The organism is Streptomyces sp. OR43, from assembly GCF_008042275.1.
GTDB lineage: Bacteria > Actinomycetota > Actinomycetes > Streptomycetales > Streptomycetaceae > Streptomyces.
Genome location: NZ_RDBK01000009.1, coordinates 1 through 17769, shown reverse-complemented (window position 1 = coordinate 17769; position 17769 = coordinate 1). Strand labels below are relative to the sequence as shown.

Sequence of the window (17769 nt, the reverse complement as noted above, 5' to 3'; positions counted from 1 at the left end):
CTAGGTGTTCTGTCCCGGGAGGTTGTGGACGGGTGATGCAGGTCTCGACTGAGGGATCTTGAACGGGTGAGGGCCTTCCGGGTTCGGTGTGGATTGCGACGTCTACACCGACCAGAAAGGCCCTCGTGCCCCACCGTAATGCACCCCTGACCGAGACCGGACGGCTGCGGCTGGCCCGCTGTGTGGTCGAGGACGGCTGGCCGCTTCGCCGGGCCGCGGAACGATTCCAGGTCTCCCCGACCACCGCCCAGCGGTGGGCCGGCCGCTACCGGGCCCTGGGCGAGGCCGGGATGGCGGACCTCTCCTCCCGTCCGCACCACTGCCCACGCAGGACCCCGACGCGCACCGAACGCCGGATCATCAAGGTCCGTGTCCTTCGCCGGTGGGGCCCGGCCCGCATCGCCCATCTGCTGGGCCTGGTGCCCTCGACCGTGCATCGCGTCCTGACCCGCTTCGGCCTGGCCCGCCTGGCCCATCTCGACCGGGCCACCGGCCGCGTCATACGCCGCTACGAACGCGACCGCCCCGGTGAACTCGTGCACGTGGACATCAAGAAACTCGGCAACATCCCCGACGGCGGCGGCCACAAGGCCCTGGGCCGCCAGGCAGGCCGCAAGACCCGCTCCGGGGCCGGCTACAGCTACATCCACACCGCCGTCGACGACCACTCCCGCCTCGCCTACAGCGAGATCCACYCSYACGAGAAGAAGGAAACCGCCACCGCCTTCTGGACACGGGCACAKGCCTACTTCGCCSGCGTCGGGATCACCGTCGAACGGGTCCTGACCGACAACGGCGCCTGCTACAAGTCCTACCTCTGGCGAGAGACCCTGACGGCGGCCGGGATCACCCACAAGCGAACCCGGCCCTACCGGCCACAGACCAACGGCAAGGTCGAACGCCTCAACCGCACCCTGCTCGACGAATGGGCCTACGCAAAGCCCTACCGATCAGAACACGAACGACGCGACGCCTTCCCCCACTGGCTCCACTCCTACAATCACCACCGCGGCCACACCGCGCTCGCCGGCAAACCACCCGCCAGCCGCGTCCCCGGATGCGCTCTGGCGGGGATGGCACTCACCGCTTGGCGCCTGTGGGCGGCGGCGTACGGGTACCGGGCGGCGGCCCGGCGGCCGTTGGCAGAGGACGCGGCGTTGGTCCAGTTCCGCATCGCGGTGTGCGCGGGCGCTCTCGTGACGGGTGGACTGCTGCTGTACCGCTGGGAGGCCATCGCCTCGGGTGGGCAGCCGCTGGAGGTGTACGAGACGCTCGGCGCGCGCGGCTTCCTGCTGGAGAAGCTGGTGCGGGTGGGGCTTCCGTTGCTGTTGATGCTCGCCATGTTCGCTCTGCCGTACGCGTTGCCGCTGGAATTGCTGATGGGCGGCGGCCTCGCGGAGACTCTGCTGATGGCGGCGGCACCGCGCCTGCTGGGCCCGGTCGTGGCACGGATCGGTACGCGGCTCGCGGTGCGCGGGGCGACGCAGTGGGCGCGCGGAGCCATGCGGGGCGGGCGGCAGGCGTTCACGCGTGGCCGGAACCGCATCCGGCGAGGCAGGACGGACCCGGTCGACCTGGCCACGGGCCGGATGTTCCTCCCGCTGACCGACATCGAGCTGCCGGGCGTACTCCCGCTCGTGTTCTCCCGCCGGGCGGATTCCGGCTACCGGGGCGGGCGCTGGTTCGGCCCGGGCTGGGCGTCCACGGCCGACCAACGCCTCGAATTCGACGAGCAGGGCGTCATCTTCTTCACGGAGGACGGTCAGCTGCTCGGCTACCCGCACCCCGCACCAGGGGGCGCTCCGGTGCTGCCCGCAGAGGGCGAACGGCGGCCGCTGACCAGATCGCCGGACGGGACGTACACGATCACCGACCCGGACACCGCCCGAACCCTCACCTTCGCCGAGGGGCCCGAATCCGGCGTGGCGCCGCTGCACCGCATCGCCGACCGCCACGCCAACGTGATCACCTTCACCTACGCCCCCGACGGCTCTCCGGCCGAGATCGTCCACAGCTGCGGCTACCGGCTCGGACTCGCCACCACCGCCGGACGGATCACCGGACTGCACCTGGCCGGAACCGGGCTGCTGACGTACGGCTACACGGACGGCCGCCTCACCGAGACCGTCAACTCCTCCGGCCTCCCGCTCCGGTTCACGTACGACGCCGAGGGCCGGATCACCTCCTGGACCGACACCAACAACCGCTCCTACGCGTATACCTACGACGAGCGGGACCGCGTCATCGCCGAAGGCGGTGAGGGCGGGCACTACACCTTCCGCTTCACCTACGAGGGCACCGACCCCGACTTCCCCGGCCTGCGCGTGACCACGCTGACCTCGCCGGAAGGGGCCACCAGCCGCTACCTGATCGACGAACGCCACCTGGTCGTCGGCGAGATCGATCCGAACGGCGCGGTGACCCGGACTACGTACGACGACGCGGGGCGGACCATCGCGCAGACCGACGGCCTGGGTCACACCACCGGCTTCCGCTACGACGGGAACGGTCACCTGACCGCGGTACTCCGCCCGGACGGCACCGAGATCACCGCCACCCTCGACGAGTACGGAAACCCGCTCCGGATCACCGACCCGGCCGGTGCCTTCTGGCACCAGACGTTCGACGGGTCGGGCAACCCCGTCAGCCGTACGGACCCGTTGGGCCAGGTCACCCGCTACACCTACACATCGAACGGTGCCCTGATTGCCGTCACCGACCCCCTGGGCGCGACTACCCGCATCCGTTGCGACGCGGCTGGTCTGCCGATCGAGGTCACCGACCCCCTGGGCGCCACGACCTGCTACCGGCGCGATGCCTTCGGCCGCGTCATCACCGTCACCGACCCTGTCGGCGGCACCACGGCCTTCACTTGGTCGGTGGAAGGGCACCTCATGCAGGTCCGGGGCCCGGACGGTTCAACGGAGTCATGGACGTACGACGGAGAGGGCAACCGCACGACCCACACGGATGCGCTCGGGCAGGTCACGCACTACGAGTACACCCACTTCGACCTGCTCACCGCCCGCGCCGACCCCGACGGCGCCCGCTACACCTTCACCCACGACGCCGAGGCCCGCCTCACCCAGGTCACCAATCCCCAGGGCCTGACCTGGACCTATGTGTACGACCCGGCCGGAAACCTGCGTTCGGAATCCGACTTCGACGGCCGCACCCTCACCTACGCGCACGACCAGGCGGGCCGTCTCACCGCGCACACCGGCCCGATGGGGCAGACCACCCGCTACACCCACGACGCGCTGGGCCGCGTCCTGGCCAAGGACGCCGCCGGGCAACGTACGACCTACCGCTGGTCGCCCACAGGCGATCTCCTCCAAGCCGCAAGCCCCGGAACGGCCTTGGAGCGAACCTACGACCCGGTAGGCCGCCTGACGACCGAGACGGTCAACGGCCGCACGAAAGCGCTGAGTTATGACCCGGCAAGTAACCTGGTGGGCCGCGAGACCTCCACCGGCAACCGATCCACGTACACCTATGACCTCGCCGGGCAGCGCACGGCCCTGACCACATCCGGCCGGACCCTCACCCACGAACTCGACCCGGCAGGCCGCGAGACCACCCGCACCTGGAACGGTGTCCTCTCCCTGGCGCAGGGCTGGGACCCGGCCGGTCGCATCACCACCCAGTCGTACGCAACCACGGCTCCTCTCGTGCGACACACCCACACATGGCGCCCCGACGGCCACCTCGCCGCCACCGATGACACCCGCTACACCCTTGACGCCACCGGCCGCGTCACGCACGTCAACGCCGCCACCTGGCAGGAGTCGTACGCCTACGATCTGGCGGGCAACCAGACGGAAGCCGCCTGGCCCGACACGTTCCCCCACTCCTCCGAGGCCACCGGTCCCCGCTCCTACACCGGCACGCGCATTCGGACCGCCGGCAGCTTCCGCTACGAGTACGACGCCGCCGGCCGCACGACCGTTCGCCGGAAGACGCGCCTCTCCCGAAAGCCCGAAACCTGGCGCTACACCTGGGATGCCGAGGACCGCCTCACCCACGTCATCACTCCGGACGGCACCACCTGGCGCTACACCTACGACCCGCTGGGCCGCCGCACCACAAAGCAACGTCTCGCCTCCGACGCAACGGTCGCCGAGGAAACGGTCTTCACGTGGCACGACTCCACTCTCATCGAGCAGACCACCACATCCACCGACTGGCCCGGCCGCGAAACCCTCACCTGGGACCACGACCCCACCGGCCTCGCGCCCCTCACCCAGACCACCCGCTACACCCCGGCAGCCGACGCCCCCCAGTCCGAGATCGACACCCGCTTCCACGCGATCGTCACCGACCTCATCGGCGCCCCGACCCACCTCGTCGACGAATCCGGCCACATCGCGTGGCACGCCCGTGCCACGCTCTGGGGCACCACCACCTGGAACCACGACGCCACCGCGTACATCCCGCTCCGCTTCCCCGGCCAGTACCACGACCTGGAAACGGGCCACCACTACAACCTCCACCGCCACTACGACCCCGAATCCGCCCGCTACCTCACGCCGGACCCGCTGGGCCTGGAGCCGGCGCCCAACCCCGTCGCCTATGTCCACAACCCGCACACGTGGACCGACCCGCTGGGGCTTGCGCCGCGCTGCAACGGTCCCGGTTGGTTCCCATACGGGAGCGGCAAGGTTCCTGACGGTTGGTCCGGGCCTCATATGACGAGTAAATTCAAGAAGAATGCACGTAAAGAGGGGTTCGTATGGCGGGCACGGAAGGGGCAGGACAGTGTGCGCATCGACAGAGGGGATCCCGAGTCGCGATGGGAGACTCAGCAAGTCGATCACGTGATAATTAATTCAAAGGGGCGAATTGTTGGCCGAGGAGGTAGCCTCCTTCCTCAGAATGCAAAAATACAGGATTATCCGATAGAGGCCCATGTCCCGCTAAGTGAGTGGCAGTCGTGGAGGATTTGGAATGCCCCCTAAGGATCGAGATCTTCAGACTCCCTGGGTTCGAACTCAGTTGATTGAATGGCTGGTCAAGTTGAGTGACCAAAACTGGCAAGAAGATAATTGGCTGAGCGTGGAATCAAATTCCTCCAACCTTGACGATGCGTTGGACTTCTTCGACGATTCGGGTGTGCTGGCTGAGCCAGATGGAAGGGTGGGGTACGTACTCGTCGGGGATGAAGAGGTGGCATTGATGAACTCGCTGAACTCTGCGCTTGATTCTTCTATTTCTTCTTCCGCGTCAAGTGATGAAGAGATTATTCGTTCGCAAGCATGGCTCGATGTGGTTACAGCGGCGCGTGAAGCGTTGAAGGTGATGAGTGGGACGCCCAAATGAGGGGAATGGTGTCGATCTGCGTCGCGGGTTCGCGAGTTGGGGGTTTAGAGGGGAGTCTCGCTTCTATGACGTGAGGGGGCATCTAGACTGCGATTTCGGCGAGCTGGGAAAAATTCGCCAAATCGTGGATGGGTATGTCGTTAGAGGGGAGGAATTCGGGCTCTCCCGGAGGCTCGTTCGTCTCTATTCTTCGGGATGGCTGTATCAGTAGAGGGAAATCAATTGGGTTGCGCACGCCTTCTTCGGTGCTTCAGTAAAGGCTGCTGGGGTTGACCTTGTTCGCCATCAGATCGAGGATGTTGCGCGGTTTGTCGCCGGGATCGAGGGCAACTTCTTTGTGGGCGATGACGAGGGTGAGCTGTCCGAATGCTGGAGAGTTATCAACGGGCAATTGGGGGTGTTTAGCCGCAAAGAATCCACGTGATGCTTCGATCTCTAAGAACCCGGTTGCCGTCCCGATCGGGCTCTGGTTGAAAAGGGGAACGTGTGCGTATCGAGGCGCAAAACCGCCTGGTGATGTCAAAAGCCCTCGTGTCGGCCCGCTGTGACGCCCGCGGCCCGGGTTCATGTGCCTGGGTGTGGGTGTATCCGTTGCCTGGCGGGACTTTCAGGATCTCGAAAGTCCAAATTCCGCGCCACCTTGTGAGCCGCGACGCATGCTTCGGGGAAGAGGACATTGAGCGGGTGCGGCTGGCCACCGTAGCGAGTTTGGCGGACGTAGACGACGTGGTGCGGAGCCTCGGAGTAGACCCGGAAGACCTGGATGCTCCTTGGAGGAACGGCTTTCCGCTGTGACCGGCTCGTGCAGCAAGCCGGCAGCCCCGCGCCGAGCACCATGTCGCGTTCGGAGTCGAGATCGATGGGGGTGCTCGCCCATGAGGAAAGCGCTGCTGCAGTCACGTCCAGCGCGCCTCCATCGATGTCAACTCCGGGGGTTCGCCGGGGTGGGCGAGCGCGCGTGTGTGCTGAAGACGCGCTCCAGGACCACCGCGACCCCGTCCTCCTCATGGGACAGCGTCACTTCGTCTGCCGCCGCCCGCAGGAGTGGGTGGGCGTTCGCCATCGCCACGCCGTAGCCGCAACTGCGGAACATGGGGAGGTCGTTGGGCATGTCCCCGAAGGCGATCGCGGTCGCCGGGTCCAGGCCCAGGTGCTCGGCGGCCGCCGCGATGCCGGCGCCCTTGTCGACACCGTACGGCTGGAGTTCGACCGTCTTCGGGCCCGAGTGCGTCACCGTGGCGAGGTCGCCCACGGCCGCGTAGGCGGCGGCGGCCAGGGTGTCGTCGTCCAGGTCCGGGTGGCGGATCAGCACCTTGATGACCGGGGCGGCCCACAACTCGTCCCGGTGAAGCACCCGATGGGCCGGCAGCGCGGGGTGCGGCATCAGGTAGCCGGGCTCGATCAGGGTCCGGCCGTCGGTCCCGTCCTGGTCCACCGCCGCGAAGACCTGGCCCACCTGCGCCTCGATCTTGCCGAGCGCGGCCTCGGCCAACTCGCGGTCCAGAGTGGCCGCGTGGACGATGCGGCCCGTTGCGGTGTCGTACAGCTGGGTTCCCTGGCCGCAGACCGCGAGCCCCTGGTAGTCCAGAGCCGAGAGCAACTCCCTTACCCCCGGCACCGGCCGACCGGTCACCACGAGGTGCCGGGCCCCGGCGGCTGCGGCGCGGGCGAGCGCGGCGCGGGTGCGGGGGCTCACGGTGTCGTCGCGGCGCAGCAGCGTGCCGTCCAGGTCCGTGGCGACGAGGGCATATGCGGGCGGGAGAGGCATGAGGCAAGCGTAAAGTTCCTCGAATTCCGCTGTACGGCCCTGACCTGCGGCGATGGTCGGGTGTCGGGAGGCGGTCCGTAGGACGTGGGGGCGTACCGGGAGGAAACGTACCGGCTGGGTCCAGAGGGCTGGGGCGCAGGCCGGGAATTCCGGGCCGGACCTAGAGTGCGGACATGCCTCCGTTTGATGGTCCGGGGAGAGTCACGCTCAGGGAAGAGATCCTGTCGCTGCGGGAGCGGCAGCGGCGACGGCGGCGCTCGCGTCGGCGTCGGTTCGCCACGGGTGCCGGAGCCGGTCTCGCCGTGCTGGCCGGCGGCTTGTGGCCTCTTCTGGGCGCCGGGCCCCAGCCGGGCGGCCATGCGCCCCTGCCCATATGCGCAGCGGACAGCACCACCCTGCGCGCCGACGTGGATGCGGACGGGCACCTGGACGAGATCCGCGACCAGAACCGCAACGCGTCCGGTTCGGTGGTCTTTCGGAAAGACGGAGACCGCACCACCGTCGGGGTGGGCGATGCCCGTGGGTTCTGGCCGAAGCTGCGAGGTGCGCTCAAGGAGGACATGGCGACGCGCGGAGCCTTCGGCGACTTCGACGGCGACGGGTACCTCGACCTGGCTCTCTTCTACAGTCAGGACGACGAGGGCGACAGCCCGCGCGACAGCATGCTGGTGCACGAGGTGCGCTACGGGCCTCTCGCCCGCGATCTGAGCAGTGACCGGACCGGCACCATCCGGACGGGCAGCCCGGCGTTCGTGTCCGGGGTGTGGGTCACGGACTCCGACCACGACGGCCGCTCCGAGCTCCAGGTCCTCCAGTCGGGCGGGGACGGCATGATCGCGCGCCATATCGGCCGACAGGACGACGGCGGAGTCTCGGTGGGAGGCGAGGAGTTCCGCGGGTCCGATCGGCCGGAGACGGAGCTGGGGCGGCTCGCCTTCCGTGCGTGCGCGGCTCGCTGACGCAATCAGGCGTTGCCGAGGTCGCCCCGCTGGATGCCCGCCACGAAGGAGGTGAAGGCGTCGACGGGGAGCGTCAGGACCGGGCCGGTCGGGTTCTTGGAGTCGCGTACGGGGACGATGCCGCGCGGGGCGACGAGGTTGGTGGCGACCTCGATGCAGGCACCGCCGTTATCGCTGTAGGAGGAGGTGTACCAGCGGGGGGATTCGGTCGTCACGGGGTGCCCTTTCGTGCCTGCTCGATCATGGCCATCGACGCCGACTGGGAGAGCGCCTCGGCCTGTAGCTGATGGTAGGCCGTCAACAGCGGCAGTACGAAAGTGCTTTCGCGTTCCAGATGGCCCTGTTGGGCCGACTCGGCGTAGGACATGAGCGAGCGGTCCGGCAGCGTCAGTACGTAGACGGGCAGGTTGAACGGGCGGCGGACGCCCATCGTGAACGGGGCGATCTGCAGGACGGTGGTCGGCAGTTCGGCGAACTCGAGCAGGCGCGTCAACTGCGCGTCCATAGCCGCTGGATCGCCGATCGGGCGGCGGATACAGCTCTCGTCGAGCACGACCAGCACCAAGGGTGTGGGCGTGCGGGTCAGTGACGCCTGCCGCTGCGCGACGAGGTCGATCCGCTCCTGCGCCTGGTCAGGCGTGATCGCCCCGCGCTTCACGGCGCTCTCGGCGAGGGCTGTCGCGTACTCCGGGGTCTGGAGCAGGCCGGGCATGACGCCCACCTCGTAGAGCCGGATCTCCGCAGCTCGGGCCTCCTGGCCCACGTACTCCGGGAAGCCTTCCAGCAGGGCCGTGTGGCGTGCGGCCCGGCCCTGCCGCTCGAACCGATCGCCGGTTCCGAACGCTTTGTCGACGCTATTCGAGAAGCGGGGAGTTGGGGACCGGCGACCGGTTTCGACAGCCGAGATGTGAGTCCCGGAGTACCCCGTGCGCTCACCCAGTTCATCCTGCGTCCAGCCACGCTCGTCCCTCAACGTGCGAAGACGCTCCCCGAAGGCGGCGACGGGGGAGCTTTCGGGGCTCAGCTCTTTGCGGTTCATCAGTGTCCCGCCCAACTCTCCGTACGGATGGCGCAAGTTGAAGACACTTCGACTCTAGGCCACGCTCGAACCGCTTGGTAGTGGAACGACTACGGAGAGGCACAAACGTGTCCGAAGAGAACCGGCCCCCGCCCCGCGGCACCCTCGTCGTGGACACCAGCCGTGGCGACCGTGACCGCGAGCGCGTGGGGGAGTTCCGCGGGGCGGCCGGCCCGTACTGGATGCTCCGCCCGGCCAAGGGCGGTCCCGAGTGGGAGGTGCTTCCCGAGCACGTCCGGCCGGCCACGCCCGCCGAGTCCCTCGCCGCCAGGACCGCGCGGGAGAACGCCAGGAGCCGGGGTGAAGTGGCGTGAGCGGTCAGGAGGACGCCCCGCCCGCCCCGCCCGCCGCGTGCCGCGCGTGCCGCGAGTTCGATCTCGCCGAAGCCGCCGCCAGGCGGGAGGGGGACGGGAGCAGGGAGACCGACTGCCGGGTGCTGCGCAGACGCCATCGAGCCGCGGCGCACGGGGCGGGACGGTGAGGGACGGGTCGGCGGTCAGCCGCGTACGTGGAGGCCGAAGCCCGTCCGGCCCTCCGGCTCCAGGCCGGACTTCAGGTGCAGGGACGGGATCTCGTAGTCGCCGAAGTTCTGCCGGCGGAACGCGATCGGTTCGGTCGACTCCAGGGTGAGCAGGCGCTGTTCCCAGGCCTTGGCGGCGTCCGGGAAGTCGTCGCCGGTCATCCGGTCGGTGCCGTACAGCACGAACGGCGGCAGCACCTCGATGCCCGGGTAGTAGAGGATGCCGTGCTGGATCGGGAACAGCAGGTCGTCGATGGGGCCGTTGATTCCGCGTGCGGTGTAGTGCGACTCCTGGCCGCCGACCGTCACCGACAGCAGGGCCCTGCGGCCGGCGAGGGTGCCTTCGCCGTAGCGTTCGCCGTACTTGGTGTCGTTGTGCTCGCCGACGCCGTACGCGAAGTGGTAGGTGAACACCCGGTCCACCCAGCCCTTGAGGATCGCGGGCATCGAGTACCACCACAGCGGGAACTGGAAGATGACCGTGTCGGCCCACAGCAGCTTCTCCTGCTCCGCGCGGACATCCGGGGTCAGCGTGCCGGCGTCGAAGGCCCGGCCCGAGTCCCGGGCGACGCTCAGTGGGCTGGAGGCGTCGGGGCCGTAGTCCGAGGCGTCCACGACCGGCTTCCAGTTCATCGCGTACAGATCACTCACCCGCACCTCGTGGCCGGCGGCCTCCAAGGTGGACACCGCGAGGTCCTTGAGCGAGCTGTTGAGCGACTTCGGCTCCGGGTGGGCGTGGACGATCAGCGTCTTCATGGGAACTCCTTCGGATGGGTGTCCTTCGATTGAAGACGCCCGGACGTCCTTCGTTCAGGGGCGCCTCTTCCGTCGGACCGGACTTCCTGGGACTGGCAGGGCCACCCTCACGGGCCGTACCGCGGCGATACTGGAGGCATGGACGATCTCGATCTCGCGGGCTTCCTGCGGACCCGGCGCTCCCGGGTCGACCCGGCGGACGTCGGCATCCCGGCCGACAGCCGCCGCCGGGTCGAGGGGCTGCGCCGGGAAGAGGTCGCCCACCTGTCCGGGGTCAGCGTCGACTACTACGTACGCCTGGAGCAGGGCCGGGCCACGCAGCCCTCCGAGCAGGTCCTCGACGCGCTCGCCCGGGTACTCGGCCTCGACGAGACCGAACGTGAGCACCTCCACCGCCTCGCCCGGCAGCGGCGGCGACGCGCGAAGGCGCCGGGCGGGCGGGTGCGGCCGGAGGTGCTGCGCGTGCTGGATCTGGTCGTCGACGCACCCGCGCTGATCATGGACCACCGCCTGGACGTGCTCGCCGGGAACCGGCTCGCGGGGTTGCTGTACGGGCGGCCCGTGCCGGGGCTGAACACCGCCCGGCATCTCTTCCTGGAGGAGACCGAGCGCGGCCTCTACGCGGACTGGGAGACCTGCACGCTCGACGCCGTCGGGCACCTGCGGCTGGCCGCCGGCCGATATCCCGAGGATCCCCGCCTGGCCTCGCTCATCGGCGAGCTGGCGATGGGCAGCGAGCGCTTCCGCCGTCTCTGGGCCCGCGCGGACGTGCGCGCCCGGACCCACGGCCGCAAGGCGTACCGGCACCCCCTGGTCGGGCTGCTGGAACTGCACCAGGAGAACTTCGCGCTGCCGGACGACTCCGGCATGGAGCTGCTGGTGCTGTCGGCGGCCCCCGGCAGCCCCGCCGAAGACGGACTGCGGCTCCTCGCGAGGCTCGGCGCGGACGGCGCGGACGGCGCGGACGGCGCGGACAGCGCAGACAGCGGTGATGCGCGGGCATCGGCGGATGCGTACCGGGTCCGCGAATAGGTCACTGCACGCAGAACTCGTTGCCCTCCGGATCGCTGAGCACCGTCCACGTTCCGCCCTGCTCCGCCACGTTGCGGAGCACCTTCGCGCCGAGGTTCTCCAGCCGGGCCACTTCCGCGTCCCGGCGCTCGGGTCCGGCGTGCAGGTCGAGGTGGAGGCGGTTCTTCACCGTCTTGGGCTCCGGTACGCGCTGGAACAGCAGCCGCCGCCCGAGCCCCGTCCCGCTCTCCGGCTCGAAGGGGTCGTCCGGGTGCCGTACCGCCGCCAGGTCGAGCCAGGCCCGTCGTCCGTGTGCGGTCGTCGTGATGGCCTCCGGTACGGCTCCGAGGCCCAGGAGGCGTTCGACCAGGGGGCTGTTGTCCTCGATCTCGTAGCCGAGGGCCGCGGACCAGAAGCCGGCCTGGGCATGCGGGTCCGCGGCGTCGACAACGACTTTCCACTCAAGAGTCATGCGCGTCATTGTTGCCCGGAAGGGTTGTTTCCGGTGGGTGAATCGCCACCAGGCGGGCGAAGGCGACCACGTTCGACTGGTAGCCGCCCGCAGCCGGGTCATAGCTGCCCCCGCAGGTGAGCAGGCGGAGTTGGGCGTCCTTCGCCGGGCCGTAGACACGGGCGCTGGGGAAGTCGCTCTTCTCGAACTCCTCGATCGCGTAGACGCGGAAGCCCGCGACCGTCCCGTCCGCCCGGCGCACGTCGACCGTCGCGCCCGGGCGCAGCGTGTCGAGTCCGGCGAAGGCGGCCGGGCCGGTCGGGGTGTCGACGTGGGCGACCACGATCGCGGTGCCGGGGGAGCCGGGGGTCACCCCGTCCCGGTACCAGCCGGCCAGATTGCGCTCCGCCGGGTCGGGCACGCCGAGCTTGCCCCGGCTGTCCAGGGTCAGGTCCACCAGGGGCGCGCTGACGTGGAGGGCGGGGATCCGACGGCGGCCACGGAGGCGGCGGGAACAGCGGTGGCGGCCACGGGAACGGTGGCGGTGGGGGTGCTCATGGGCGGGGGTGCTTCCTTTCCGGTACGGAGGCGGCTGCCGGCCGGACGGCCGTGGACCGTGCGCGCGGGCCGGGACTCACGGCGTGCTCTCTTCGGCGACGAGGACCGGGGCGGCGGTGCGGGCGAGCACCTCGGCGATGTCGACGCCGGGTGCGGTCTCCACCAGGGCCAGCCCGTCGGGGGTCACGTCGAGCACGGCGAGGTCCGTGATGATCCGGTGGACGCACGCCCGGCCGGTGAGCGGGAGGGTGCACTCGTCGACGATCTTCGGGCTGCCGTCCTTGGCGGTGTGGGTCATCGTCACGATGACGCGGCGGGCACCGTGCACGAGGTCCATGGCGCCGCCGATCCCGGTCACGAGCTTGCCGGGTACGGCCCAGTTGGCGAGGTCGCCGCGGGCGGACACCTGCATGGCGCCGAGCACGGCCGTGTCGATGTGCCCGCCGCGGATCATGCCGAAGGAGAGCGCCGAGTCGAAGAACGAGGCCCCCGGCAGGACGGTCACCGTTTCCTTGCCCGCGTTGATCAGATCGGGATCGACGTCCTCGTCGTACGGGAAGGGGCCGGTGCCCAGAATGCCGTTCTCGGACTCGAGGACGACGTGCACACCGGCGGGCAGGTGGTTGGGGATCAGCGTCGGAAGGCCGATGCCCAGGTTGACGTACTCGCCGTCGCGGAGCTCGGCGGCCGCGCGGGCGGCCATCTCCTGGCGGTTCCAGCTCATCGGTGGCCGTCCTCGTCGGGGTGGGTCCGTGGGGTCACGGTGCGCTGCTCGATCTTCTTGTCCGCGGCCTGCTCCGGGGTCAGCGCGACGACGCGCCGGACGAAGATGCCGGGCAGGTGCACGTGGTCGGGGTCGATCTCGCCGGGCTCGACCAGTTCCTCGACCTCGGCGATCGTGATGCGGCCCGCCATGGCGGCGAGCGGGTTGAAGTTGCGGGACGCCTTGTTGAAGACGAGGTTCCCGTGCCGGTCCCCCCTGGCCGCCCTGACGAGCGCGAAGTCCGTGCGGATGCCGCGCTCCATCACGTAGGGGGTGCCGTCGAAGTCGCGTACCTCCTTGGCCGGGGAGGTGATCGCGACGCCGCCGTTCCCGTCGTAGCGCCAGGGCATTCCGCCGTCGGCGACGAGGGTGCCCACGCCGGCCGGGGTGTAGAAGGCCGGGATGCCCGCCCCGCCGGCGCGCAGCCGCTCGGCGAGGGTGCCCTGGGGGATGAGTTCGAGTTCCAGTTCGCCCCCCAGGTACTGGCGGCCGAACTCCTTGTTGCCGCCGATGTACGAGCCGGTGACCCGGCTGATCCGGCCGGCGGCCAGCAGGACCGCGAGCCCGGAGWCCTGCGCGCCGCAGTTGTTGGACACGACGCGCAGGTCTCCGGTGCCCCGCTCGTGGAGGGCCGCTATCAGCGCGTCGGGGACGCCGCTGAGCCCGAAGCCGCCGACCGCGATCGAGGCCCCGTCCGGGACGTCGGCCACGGCTTGCGCGGCGGAGGCGACCACCTTGTCCATGGGACCGTTCCTCACTTGTTCGCGCCTGATCGCGCATGTTCGCATAGTGAAGTTTCTTTCACTATTCTTGGCACGGAGTCTGCCGCCCACCCCTCGCCCTGTCAACGGCCGGCGTCCCACCGAGGCGGGCGCACGCGCCCCCACCTGCCGGTGTTCACTACTGTGTCCCCACCACGCCCGACGGAGAGCCGATGCCACCGCCCCACACGCTCCAGCAGACCGAGACGCCGGCACCGCCCGAAGCCGTCGCCCCGCTCATGCGCGGCATCGCGGTCCTGCGCCGGCTCACCGACGAGGGCGGGACGATGAGTCCCAGCGCGATCGAGCGGGCCACCGGGCTCGCCCGGTCCACGGTCGACCGGATCACCGCGACCCTGGCCCGCATGGAGTACGTACGGGTGGACGGGCGCGACGTCACGCTCGCCCCGCGCCTGATGGAGCTGGGCAACGCCTATCTCTCCGCCCTCCGTCTCCCCTCACTGCTCGGCGGGCGCGCCGACGCGCTGGCCGACGAGCTGGACGAGTCGGTGTCCCTCGCGGTCGGCGACGGCGACGGCATCCGCTTCGTCCATCAGGCCACCCGGCGTCGCGCGATGTCGCTCAGCTTCCGGATCGGGGACCTGCTGCCCGCCGAACGCACCGCCCCGGGACCGCTGTTGGCCGCCGGCTGGGACGCCCGGGAGTGGCAGCGGTGGCGGGAGCGGCGGGCCACAGATCCGGAGGGACTGGCCTTCGCCGCCGTTCCCCCGCATGCGCCCCGGGACGAGAAGGAGTTCGCGGAACGGGCGGAGCACGCGCGTCGCGACGGCTGGGCTCTCGACGACCAGTTGATCGAGCCCGGCCTCGTCGCCCTCGCCGTGCCGGTCCACTCCCCCGACGGCCGGGTGGCCTGCCTCGTCAGCGTCGTGAGCCACACCAGCCGGCACACCGCGACCGCCCTGCGTGACACCCTGCTGTCCCGGCTGCGGACGGCCGCGGCAGCCATGGAACAGGACCTCCGGCAGGCGCCGCCCGCCGCCGTCCCCAACTCCCCCGTGGCGCTGGCCTCCTGGACCGGCGCCTCCAAGCAGGAACTGGGCCGCGAGTTCAACGAGTCGCTCGCACGCGGCCTGACCGTACTGGCCGCTTTCGGCGAGGGCCGTGCCGCACTGACGCTGACCGAGGCGGCCCGGGCCACCGGGCTGGCCAGGGCCACCGCCCGGCGGGCCCTGATCACCCTGGAGCACCTCGGCTACGTCACCGTGCGGGACCGGGCGCACCACCTCACCCCGCGCGTGCTGGCCCTCGGCTACCCGCCGCTGTCCGTCGCGACGCTGCCGCAGATCGCCCAGCCCCACCTGACCGCGCTGACCGGACAGGTCCGGGACTCGGCCTCGCTCGCGGTCCTCGTCGGCGACGACATCCAGTACACCGGGCGCGTGGCGACCCGTCGCATCATGAACGTCAACATCACGGTCGGTACGCGCTTCCCCGCGCACGCGACGTCGATGGGCCGTGTGCTGCTCGCCGCGCAGCCGGCCCCGGAGCGCGAGAACCGCCTCGCCAGGACGCCGCCGCACGCCCTGACCCCGTACACCGTCACGGGGCCCGACGAGCTCCGGGCGGCGCTGGACCGTGTCCTGGCGGACGGCTACGCGCTGGTCGACGAGGAGCTGGAGGTGGGACTGCGGTCGGTCGCCGTCCCCGTCCACGACCGCCGGGGCACGGTCGTGGCGGCGGTCAACGTGGCCATGCACAGCAGCAGCCGCACCCTGGAGGAATGCGTCACGGAGGTGCTGCCACGGCTGCGAGCGGCGGCCGAACGCATCGAGGCCGACCTGCACATCACCGAACGGTACGTCCGGGTGCCGGCGATGTGACGCATCCCGGCCGAGCGACTCGTTTGCTAAGATCGTCAGGCCGTTCAGCGTGTAACGAGGAGACCAGACATGGCAGGCGACGACGACATCTCCGGGTGATACCCGGAGCCGATCGGCCACCGCGGGCGCCCAGGAGCGCCACCGCAGTGGCCATGTCGTTGTTCCCCTTTCGGCCACTCCTCCGGGGGCGGCACTCCGTGCCGACCCCGGATTCACACGCGAGGTCTTCCGCATGTCCGACGCATCCGTCATCTGCTCGAACCTTTCCTTCTCCTGGCCCGACGACACGCCCGTCCTCGACGGCCTGTCGTTCACCGTGGGCACCGGCCGCACCGGCCTGGTCGCGCCCAACGGGTCCGGCAAGAGCACCCTGCTCAAACTGATCGCCGGGGAACTCCGGCCCACCGGCGGATCCGTGACCGTGGGCGGCACGCTCGGCTACCTCCCGCAGAGCCTGCCCCTGACCGGCGGCCTGTCGGTGGCCGAGGTCCTGGGCGTCGACGCGGTGATCCGCGCGCTGGACGCCGTCGAGTCCGGCGACGTGGGCGAGGAGCACTTCGCGGTCATCGGCGACGACTGGGACATCGAGGAGCGCACCCGTGCCCAGCTGGACCGGCTCGGGCTGGAGGACGTGTCGCTCGACCGCGGCATCGGCACGCTCAGCGGCGGTCAGGTCGTCTCACTCGGTCTGGCCGCCCAGTTGCTGAAGAAGCCCGATGTGCTCCTGCTCGACGAGCCGACCAACAACCTGGACAGCGACGCACGCCGCAGGCTCCACGAGACGCTGGATGCCTGGAACGGCACCCTGCTCCTCGTCAGCCACGACCGCGCGCTCCTCGACCGCATGGACCGCATCGCCGAACTCGGAACGAGTGAACTACGCCTGTACGGCGGCAACTTCACCGACTACGAGGAAGCCGTGCGGGCCGAGCAGGAGGTGGCCGAGAAGAACGTCCGCAACGCCGAGCAGGAACTGAAGCGGGAGAAGCGGGAGCTGCAGCAGGCCCGTGAGCGGGCCGAGCGCCGCGCGAGCAACGCGGCCCGCAACCTCAAGAGCGCCGGTCTGCCGCGCATCTTCGCAGGGAACATGAAGCGCGGCGCCCAGGAGTCCGCGGGCCGGGCCGGTCAGACGCATGCCGCCCGGGTCGGCGACGCCAAGGCGCGGCTGGACGAGGCGGGCCGGGCGGTGCGCGACGAGCAGCGCATCACGCTCGACCTCCCGGACACGGACGTTCCGGCCGGACGCACGGTGCTGCTCGGCGAGCGGCTCCAGGTCCGTTACGGGGACCGGGAGCAGTTCCCCGGCCGCGGCGTCGACCTGACGATCCGGGGTCCCGAACGCATCGCCCTGACCGGGCCCAACGGGGCCGGCAAGAGTACCCTGTTGCGCCTGGTCAACGGCGATCTGCCGCTGGACGGCGGGGAGATCAGGCGGGCCGACGGGCGGATCGCCTACCTCTCGCAGCGCCTCGACCTGCTGGACCTCGACCGCACGGTGGCCGAGAACTTCGCCGCGTTCGCCCCGCACCGGGCGGAGGCGGAGCGGATGAACCTGCTCGCGCGCTTCCTGTTCCGCGGTGACCGGGCCCATCTGCCCGTCGGCGTGCTGTCCGGCGGCGAGCGGCTGCGGGCCACCCTGGCGTGCATCCTGTGTGCGGAGCCGGCCCCGCAGCTGCTGCTCCTGGACGAGCCGACCAACAACCTCGACCTGGTCAGCGCCGAGCAGCTGGAGAGCGCCCTGGGCTCCTACCGGGGGGCGTTCGTCGTCGTCAGCCACGACGAACGGTTCCTCGAACGGATCGGGGTGGACCGGTGGCTGAGGCTGGCCGACGGGCAGATGGGCCCGGTCACCGCGGAACAGGAAGCGCGCGAGCAGGTTCATCCGCTCCGCCTCCGCCCGGTGCGGGGCGAACGCGGCGAAGTTCTCGGCCACCGTGCGGTCGAGGTCCAGCAGGTCGAGGCGCTGCGAGAGGTAGGCGATCCG

Annotated in this window: 16 protein-coding genes and 1 pseudogene; 8 read left to right on the top strand and 9 right to left on the bottom strand. The window is 70.1% G+C overall.

What is annotated here, in order from left to right:
- Positions 1-125 precede the first annotated feature (125 nt).
- The 3 genes and pseudogenes from EAO72_RS07725 to EAO72_RS07715 all read left to right on the top strand — a co-directional run.
- A pseudogene (locus EAO72_RS07725) lies at positions 126-1055 on the top strand (IS481 family transposase); the annotation flags it as partial.
- An 18-nt stretch (positions 1056-1073) separates the two neighbouring features.
- Positions 1074-4958: a DUF6531 domain-containing protein gene (locus tag EAO72_RS07720; protein ID WP_315986293.1), complete on the top strand. Its 3885-nt coding sequence runs from the start codon at positions 1074-1076 to the stop codon at positions 4956-4958.
- A complete protein-coding gene (locus EAO72_RS07715) occupies positions 4948-5319 on the top strand; it encodes an SCO4402 family protein (RefSeq protein WP_148016486.1) in 372 nt (123 codons plus the stop codon). The genes EAO72_RS07720 and EAO72_RS07715 overlap by 11 nt, the downstream gene beginning before the upstream one ends.
- Before the next feature lie 250 nt (positions 5320-5569).
- On the opposite strand, the gene EAO72_RS07710 is transcribed toward EAO72_RS07715, so the two are convergent.
- Together EAO72_RS07710 and EAO72_RS07705 are read right to left on the bottom strand one after the other, a co-directional pair.
- Positions 5570-5887, bottom strand: a complete 318-nt coding sequence (locus tag EAO72_RS07710; RefSeq protein ID WP_148016485.1) for a hypothetical protein — start codon at positions 5885-5887, stop codon at positions 5570-5572.
- Between the two features lie 354 nt (positions 5888-6241).
- On the bottom strand, positions 6242-7087 hold the full coding sequence (locus tag EAO72_RS07705) for an HAD family hydrolase (RefSeq protein WP_148016484.1): 846 nt from the start codon (positions 7085-7087) through the stop codon (positions 6242-6244).
- Between the two features lie 173 nt (positions 7088-7260).
- Between EAO72_RS07705 and EAO72_RS07700 the strand changes: the two genes are divergently transcribed.
- On the top strand, positions 7261-8046 hold the full coding sequence (locus tag EAO72_RS07700) for a hypothetical protein (protein ID WP_222724070.1): 786 nt from the start codon (positions 7261-7263) through the stop codon (positions 8044-8046).
- A gap of 5 nt (positions 8047-8051) precedes the next feature.
- Here EAO72_RS07700 and EAO72_RS07695 read toward each other — a convergent pair whose 3' ends face one another.
- On the bottom strand, positions 8052-8261 hold the full coding sequence (locus EAO72_RS07695) for a DUF397 domain-containing protein (RefSeq protein ID WP_148016483.1): 210 nt from the start codon (positions 8259-8261) through the stop codon (positions 8052-8054).
- Positions 8258-9085, bottom strand: coding sequence for a helix-turn-helix domain-containing protein (locus EAO72_RS07690; RefSeq protein ID WP_148016482.1), 828 nt, complete (start codon positions 9083-9085; stop codon positions 8258-8260). The genes EAO72_RS07695 and EAO72_RS07690 overlap by 4 nt, the downstream gene beginning before the upstream one ends.
- Positions 9086-9192: 107 nt before the next feature.
- Between EAO72_RS07690 and EAO72_RS07685 the strand changes: the two genes are divergently transcribed.
- A complete protein-coding gene (locus tag EAO72_RS07685) occupies positions 9193-9438 on the top strand; it encodes a hypothetical protein (protein ID WP_148016481.1) in 246 nt (81 codons plus the stop codon).
- Between the two features lie 182 nt (positions 9439-9620).
- Here EAO72_RS07685 and EAO72_RS07680 read toward each other — a convergent pair whose 3' ends face one another.
- Complete coding sequence (locus EAO72_RS07680; protein ID WP_148016480.1) at positions 9621-10400, bottom strand: NAD(P)H-dependent oxidoreductase; 780 nt, start codon at positions 10398-10400, stop codon at positions 9621-9623.
- 138 nt (positions 10401-10538) lie between these two features.
- Between EAO72_RS07680 and EAO72_RS07675 the strand changes: the two genes are divergently transcribed.
- Complete coding sequence (locus tag EAO72_RS07675) at positions 10539-11432, top strand: helix-turn-helix transcriptional regulator (protein WP_148016479.1); 894 nt, start codon at positions 10539-10541, stop codon at positions 11430-11432.
- A 1-nt stretch (position 11433) separates the two neighbouring features.
- On the opposite strand, the gene EAO72_RS07670 is transcribed toward EAO72_RS07675, so the two are convergent.
- The 4 genes from EAO72_RS07670 to EAO72_RS07655 all read right to left on the bottom strand — a co-directional run bounded on the left by EAO72_RS07670 (position 11434) and on the right by EAO72_RS07655 (position 13926).
- Positions 11434-11892, bottom strand: coding sequence for a VOC family protein (locus EAO72_RS07670; protein ID WP_148016478.1), 459 nt, complete (start codon positions 11890-11892; stop codon positions 11434-11436).
- Positions 11873-12319: a class F sortase gene (locus EAO72_RS07665; RefSeq protein ID WP_261991360.1), complete on the bottom strand. Its 447-nt coding sequence runs from the start codon at positions 12317-12319 to the stop codon at positions 11873-11875. Before EAO72_RS07665 ends, EAO72_RS07670 begins: the two co-directional genes overlap by 20 nt.
- A 177-nt stretch (positions 12320-12496) precedes the next feature.
- Positions 12497-13144 (bottom strand): CoA transferase subunit B, encoded by a 648-nt coding sequence (locus EAO72_RS07660; protein ID WP_148016476.1) that lies wholly within the window; start codon positions 13142-13144, stop codon positions 12497-12499.
- Entirely contained in the window at positions 13141-13926 is a 786-nt protein-coding gene (locus EAO72_RS07655; protein WP_148016475.1) for a CoA transferase subunit A, read from the bottom strand. The genes EAO72_RS07660 and EAO72_RS07655 overlap by 4 nt, the downstream gene beginning before the upstream one ends.
- A 191-nt stretch (positions 13927-14117) precedes the next feature.
- On the opposite strand from EAO72_RS07655, the gene EAO72_RS07650 reads away from it, so the two are divergent.
- Positions 14118-15785 (top strand): IclR family transcriptional regulator domain-containing protein, encoded by a 1668-nt coding sequence (locus EAO72_RS07650; RefSeq protein WP_148016474.1) that lies wholly within the window; start codon positions 14118-14120, stop codon positions 15783-15785.
- 232 nt (positions 15786-16017) lie between these two features.
- Positions 16018-17769 (top strand): ribosomal protection-like ABC-F family protein (abc-f, locus tag EAO72_RS07645; RefSeq protein ID WP_148016473.1); only part of this gene is annotated, 1752 nt, incomplete at its 3' end.

Coding starts and splice junctions, on each gene's coding strand:
- EAO72_RS07670 (WP_148016478.1), bottom strand. CDS start 11,892: ATGACGCGCATGACTCTTGAGTGGAAAGTCGTTGTCGACGCCGCGGAC.
- EAO72_RS07700 (WP_222724070.1), top strand. CDS start 7,261: ATGCCTCCGTTTGATGGTCCGGGGAGAGTCACGCTCAGGGAAGAGATC.
- EAO72_RS07705 (WP_148016484.1), bottom strand. CDS start 7,087: ATGCCTCTCCCGCCCGCATATGCCCTCGTCGCCACGGACCTGGACGGC.
- EAO72_RS07650 (WP_148016474.1), top strand. CDS start 14,118: ATGCCACCGCCCCACACGCTCCAGCAGACCGAGACGCCGGCACCGCCC.
- EAO72_RS07720 (WP_315986293.1), top strand. CDS start 1,074: ATGGCACTCACCGCTTGGCGCCTGTGGGCGGCGGCGTACGGGTACCGG.
- EAO72_RS07715 (WP_148016486.1), top strand. CDS start 4,948: ATGCCCCCTAAGGATCGAGATCTTCAGACTCCCTGGGTTCGAACTCAG.
- EAO72_RS07690 (WP_148016482.1), bottom strand. CDS start 9,085: ATGAACCGCAAAGAGCTGAGCCCCGAAAGCTCCCCCGTCGCCGCCTTC.
- EAO72_RS07680 (WP_148016480.1), bottom strand. CDS start 10,400: ATGAAGACGCTGATCGTCCACGCCCACCCGGAGCCGAAGTCGCTCAAC.
- EAO72_RS07675 (WP_148016479.1), top strand. CDS start 10,539: ATGGACGATCTCGATCTCGCGGGCTTCCTGCGGACCCGGCGCTCCCGG.
- EAO72_RS07710 (WP_148016485.1), bottom strand. CDS start 5,887: ATGAACCCGGGCCGCGGGCGTCACAGCGGGCCGACACGAGGGCTTTTG.
- EAO72_RS07660 (WP_148016476.1), bottom strand. CDS start 13,144: ATGAGCTGGAACCGCCAGGAGATGGCCGCCCGCGCGGCCGCCGAGCTC.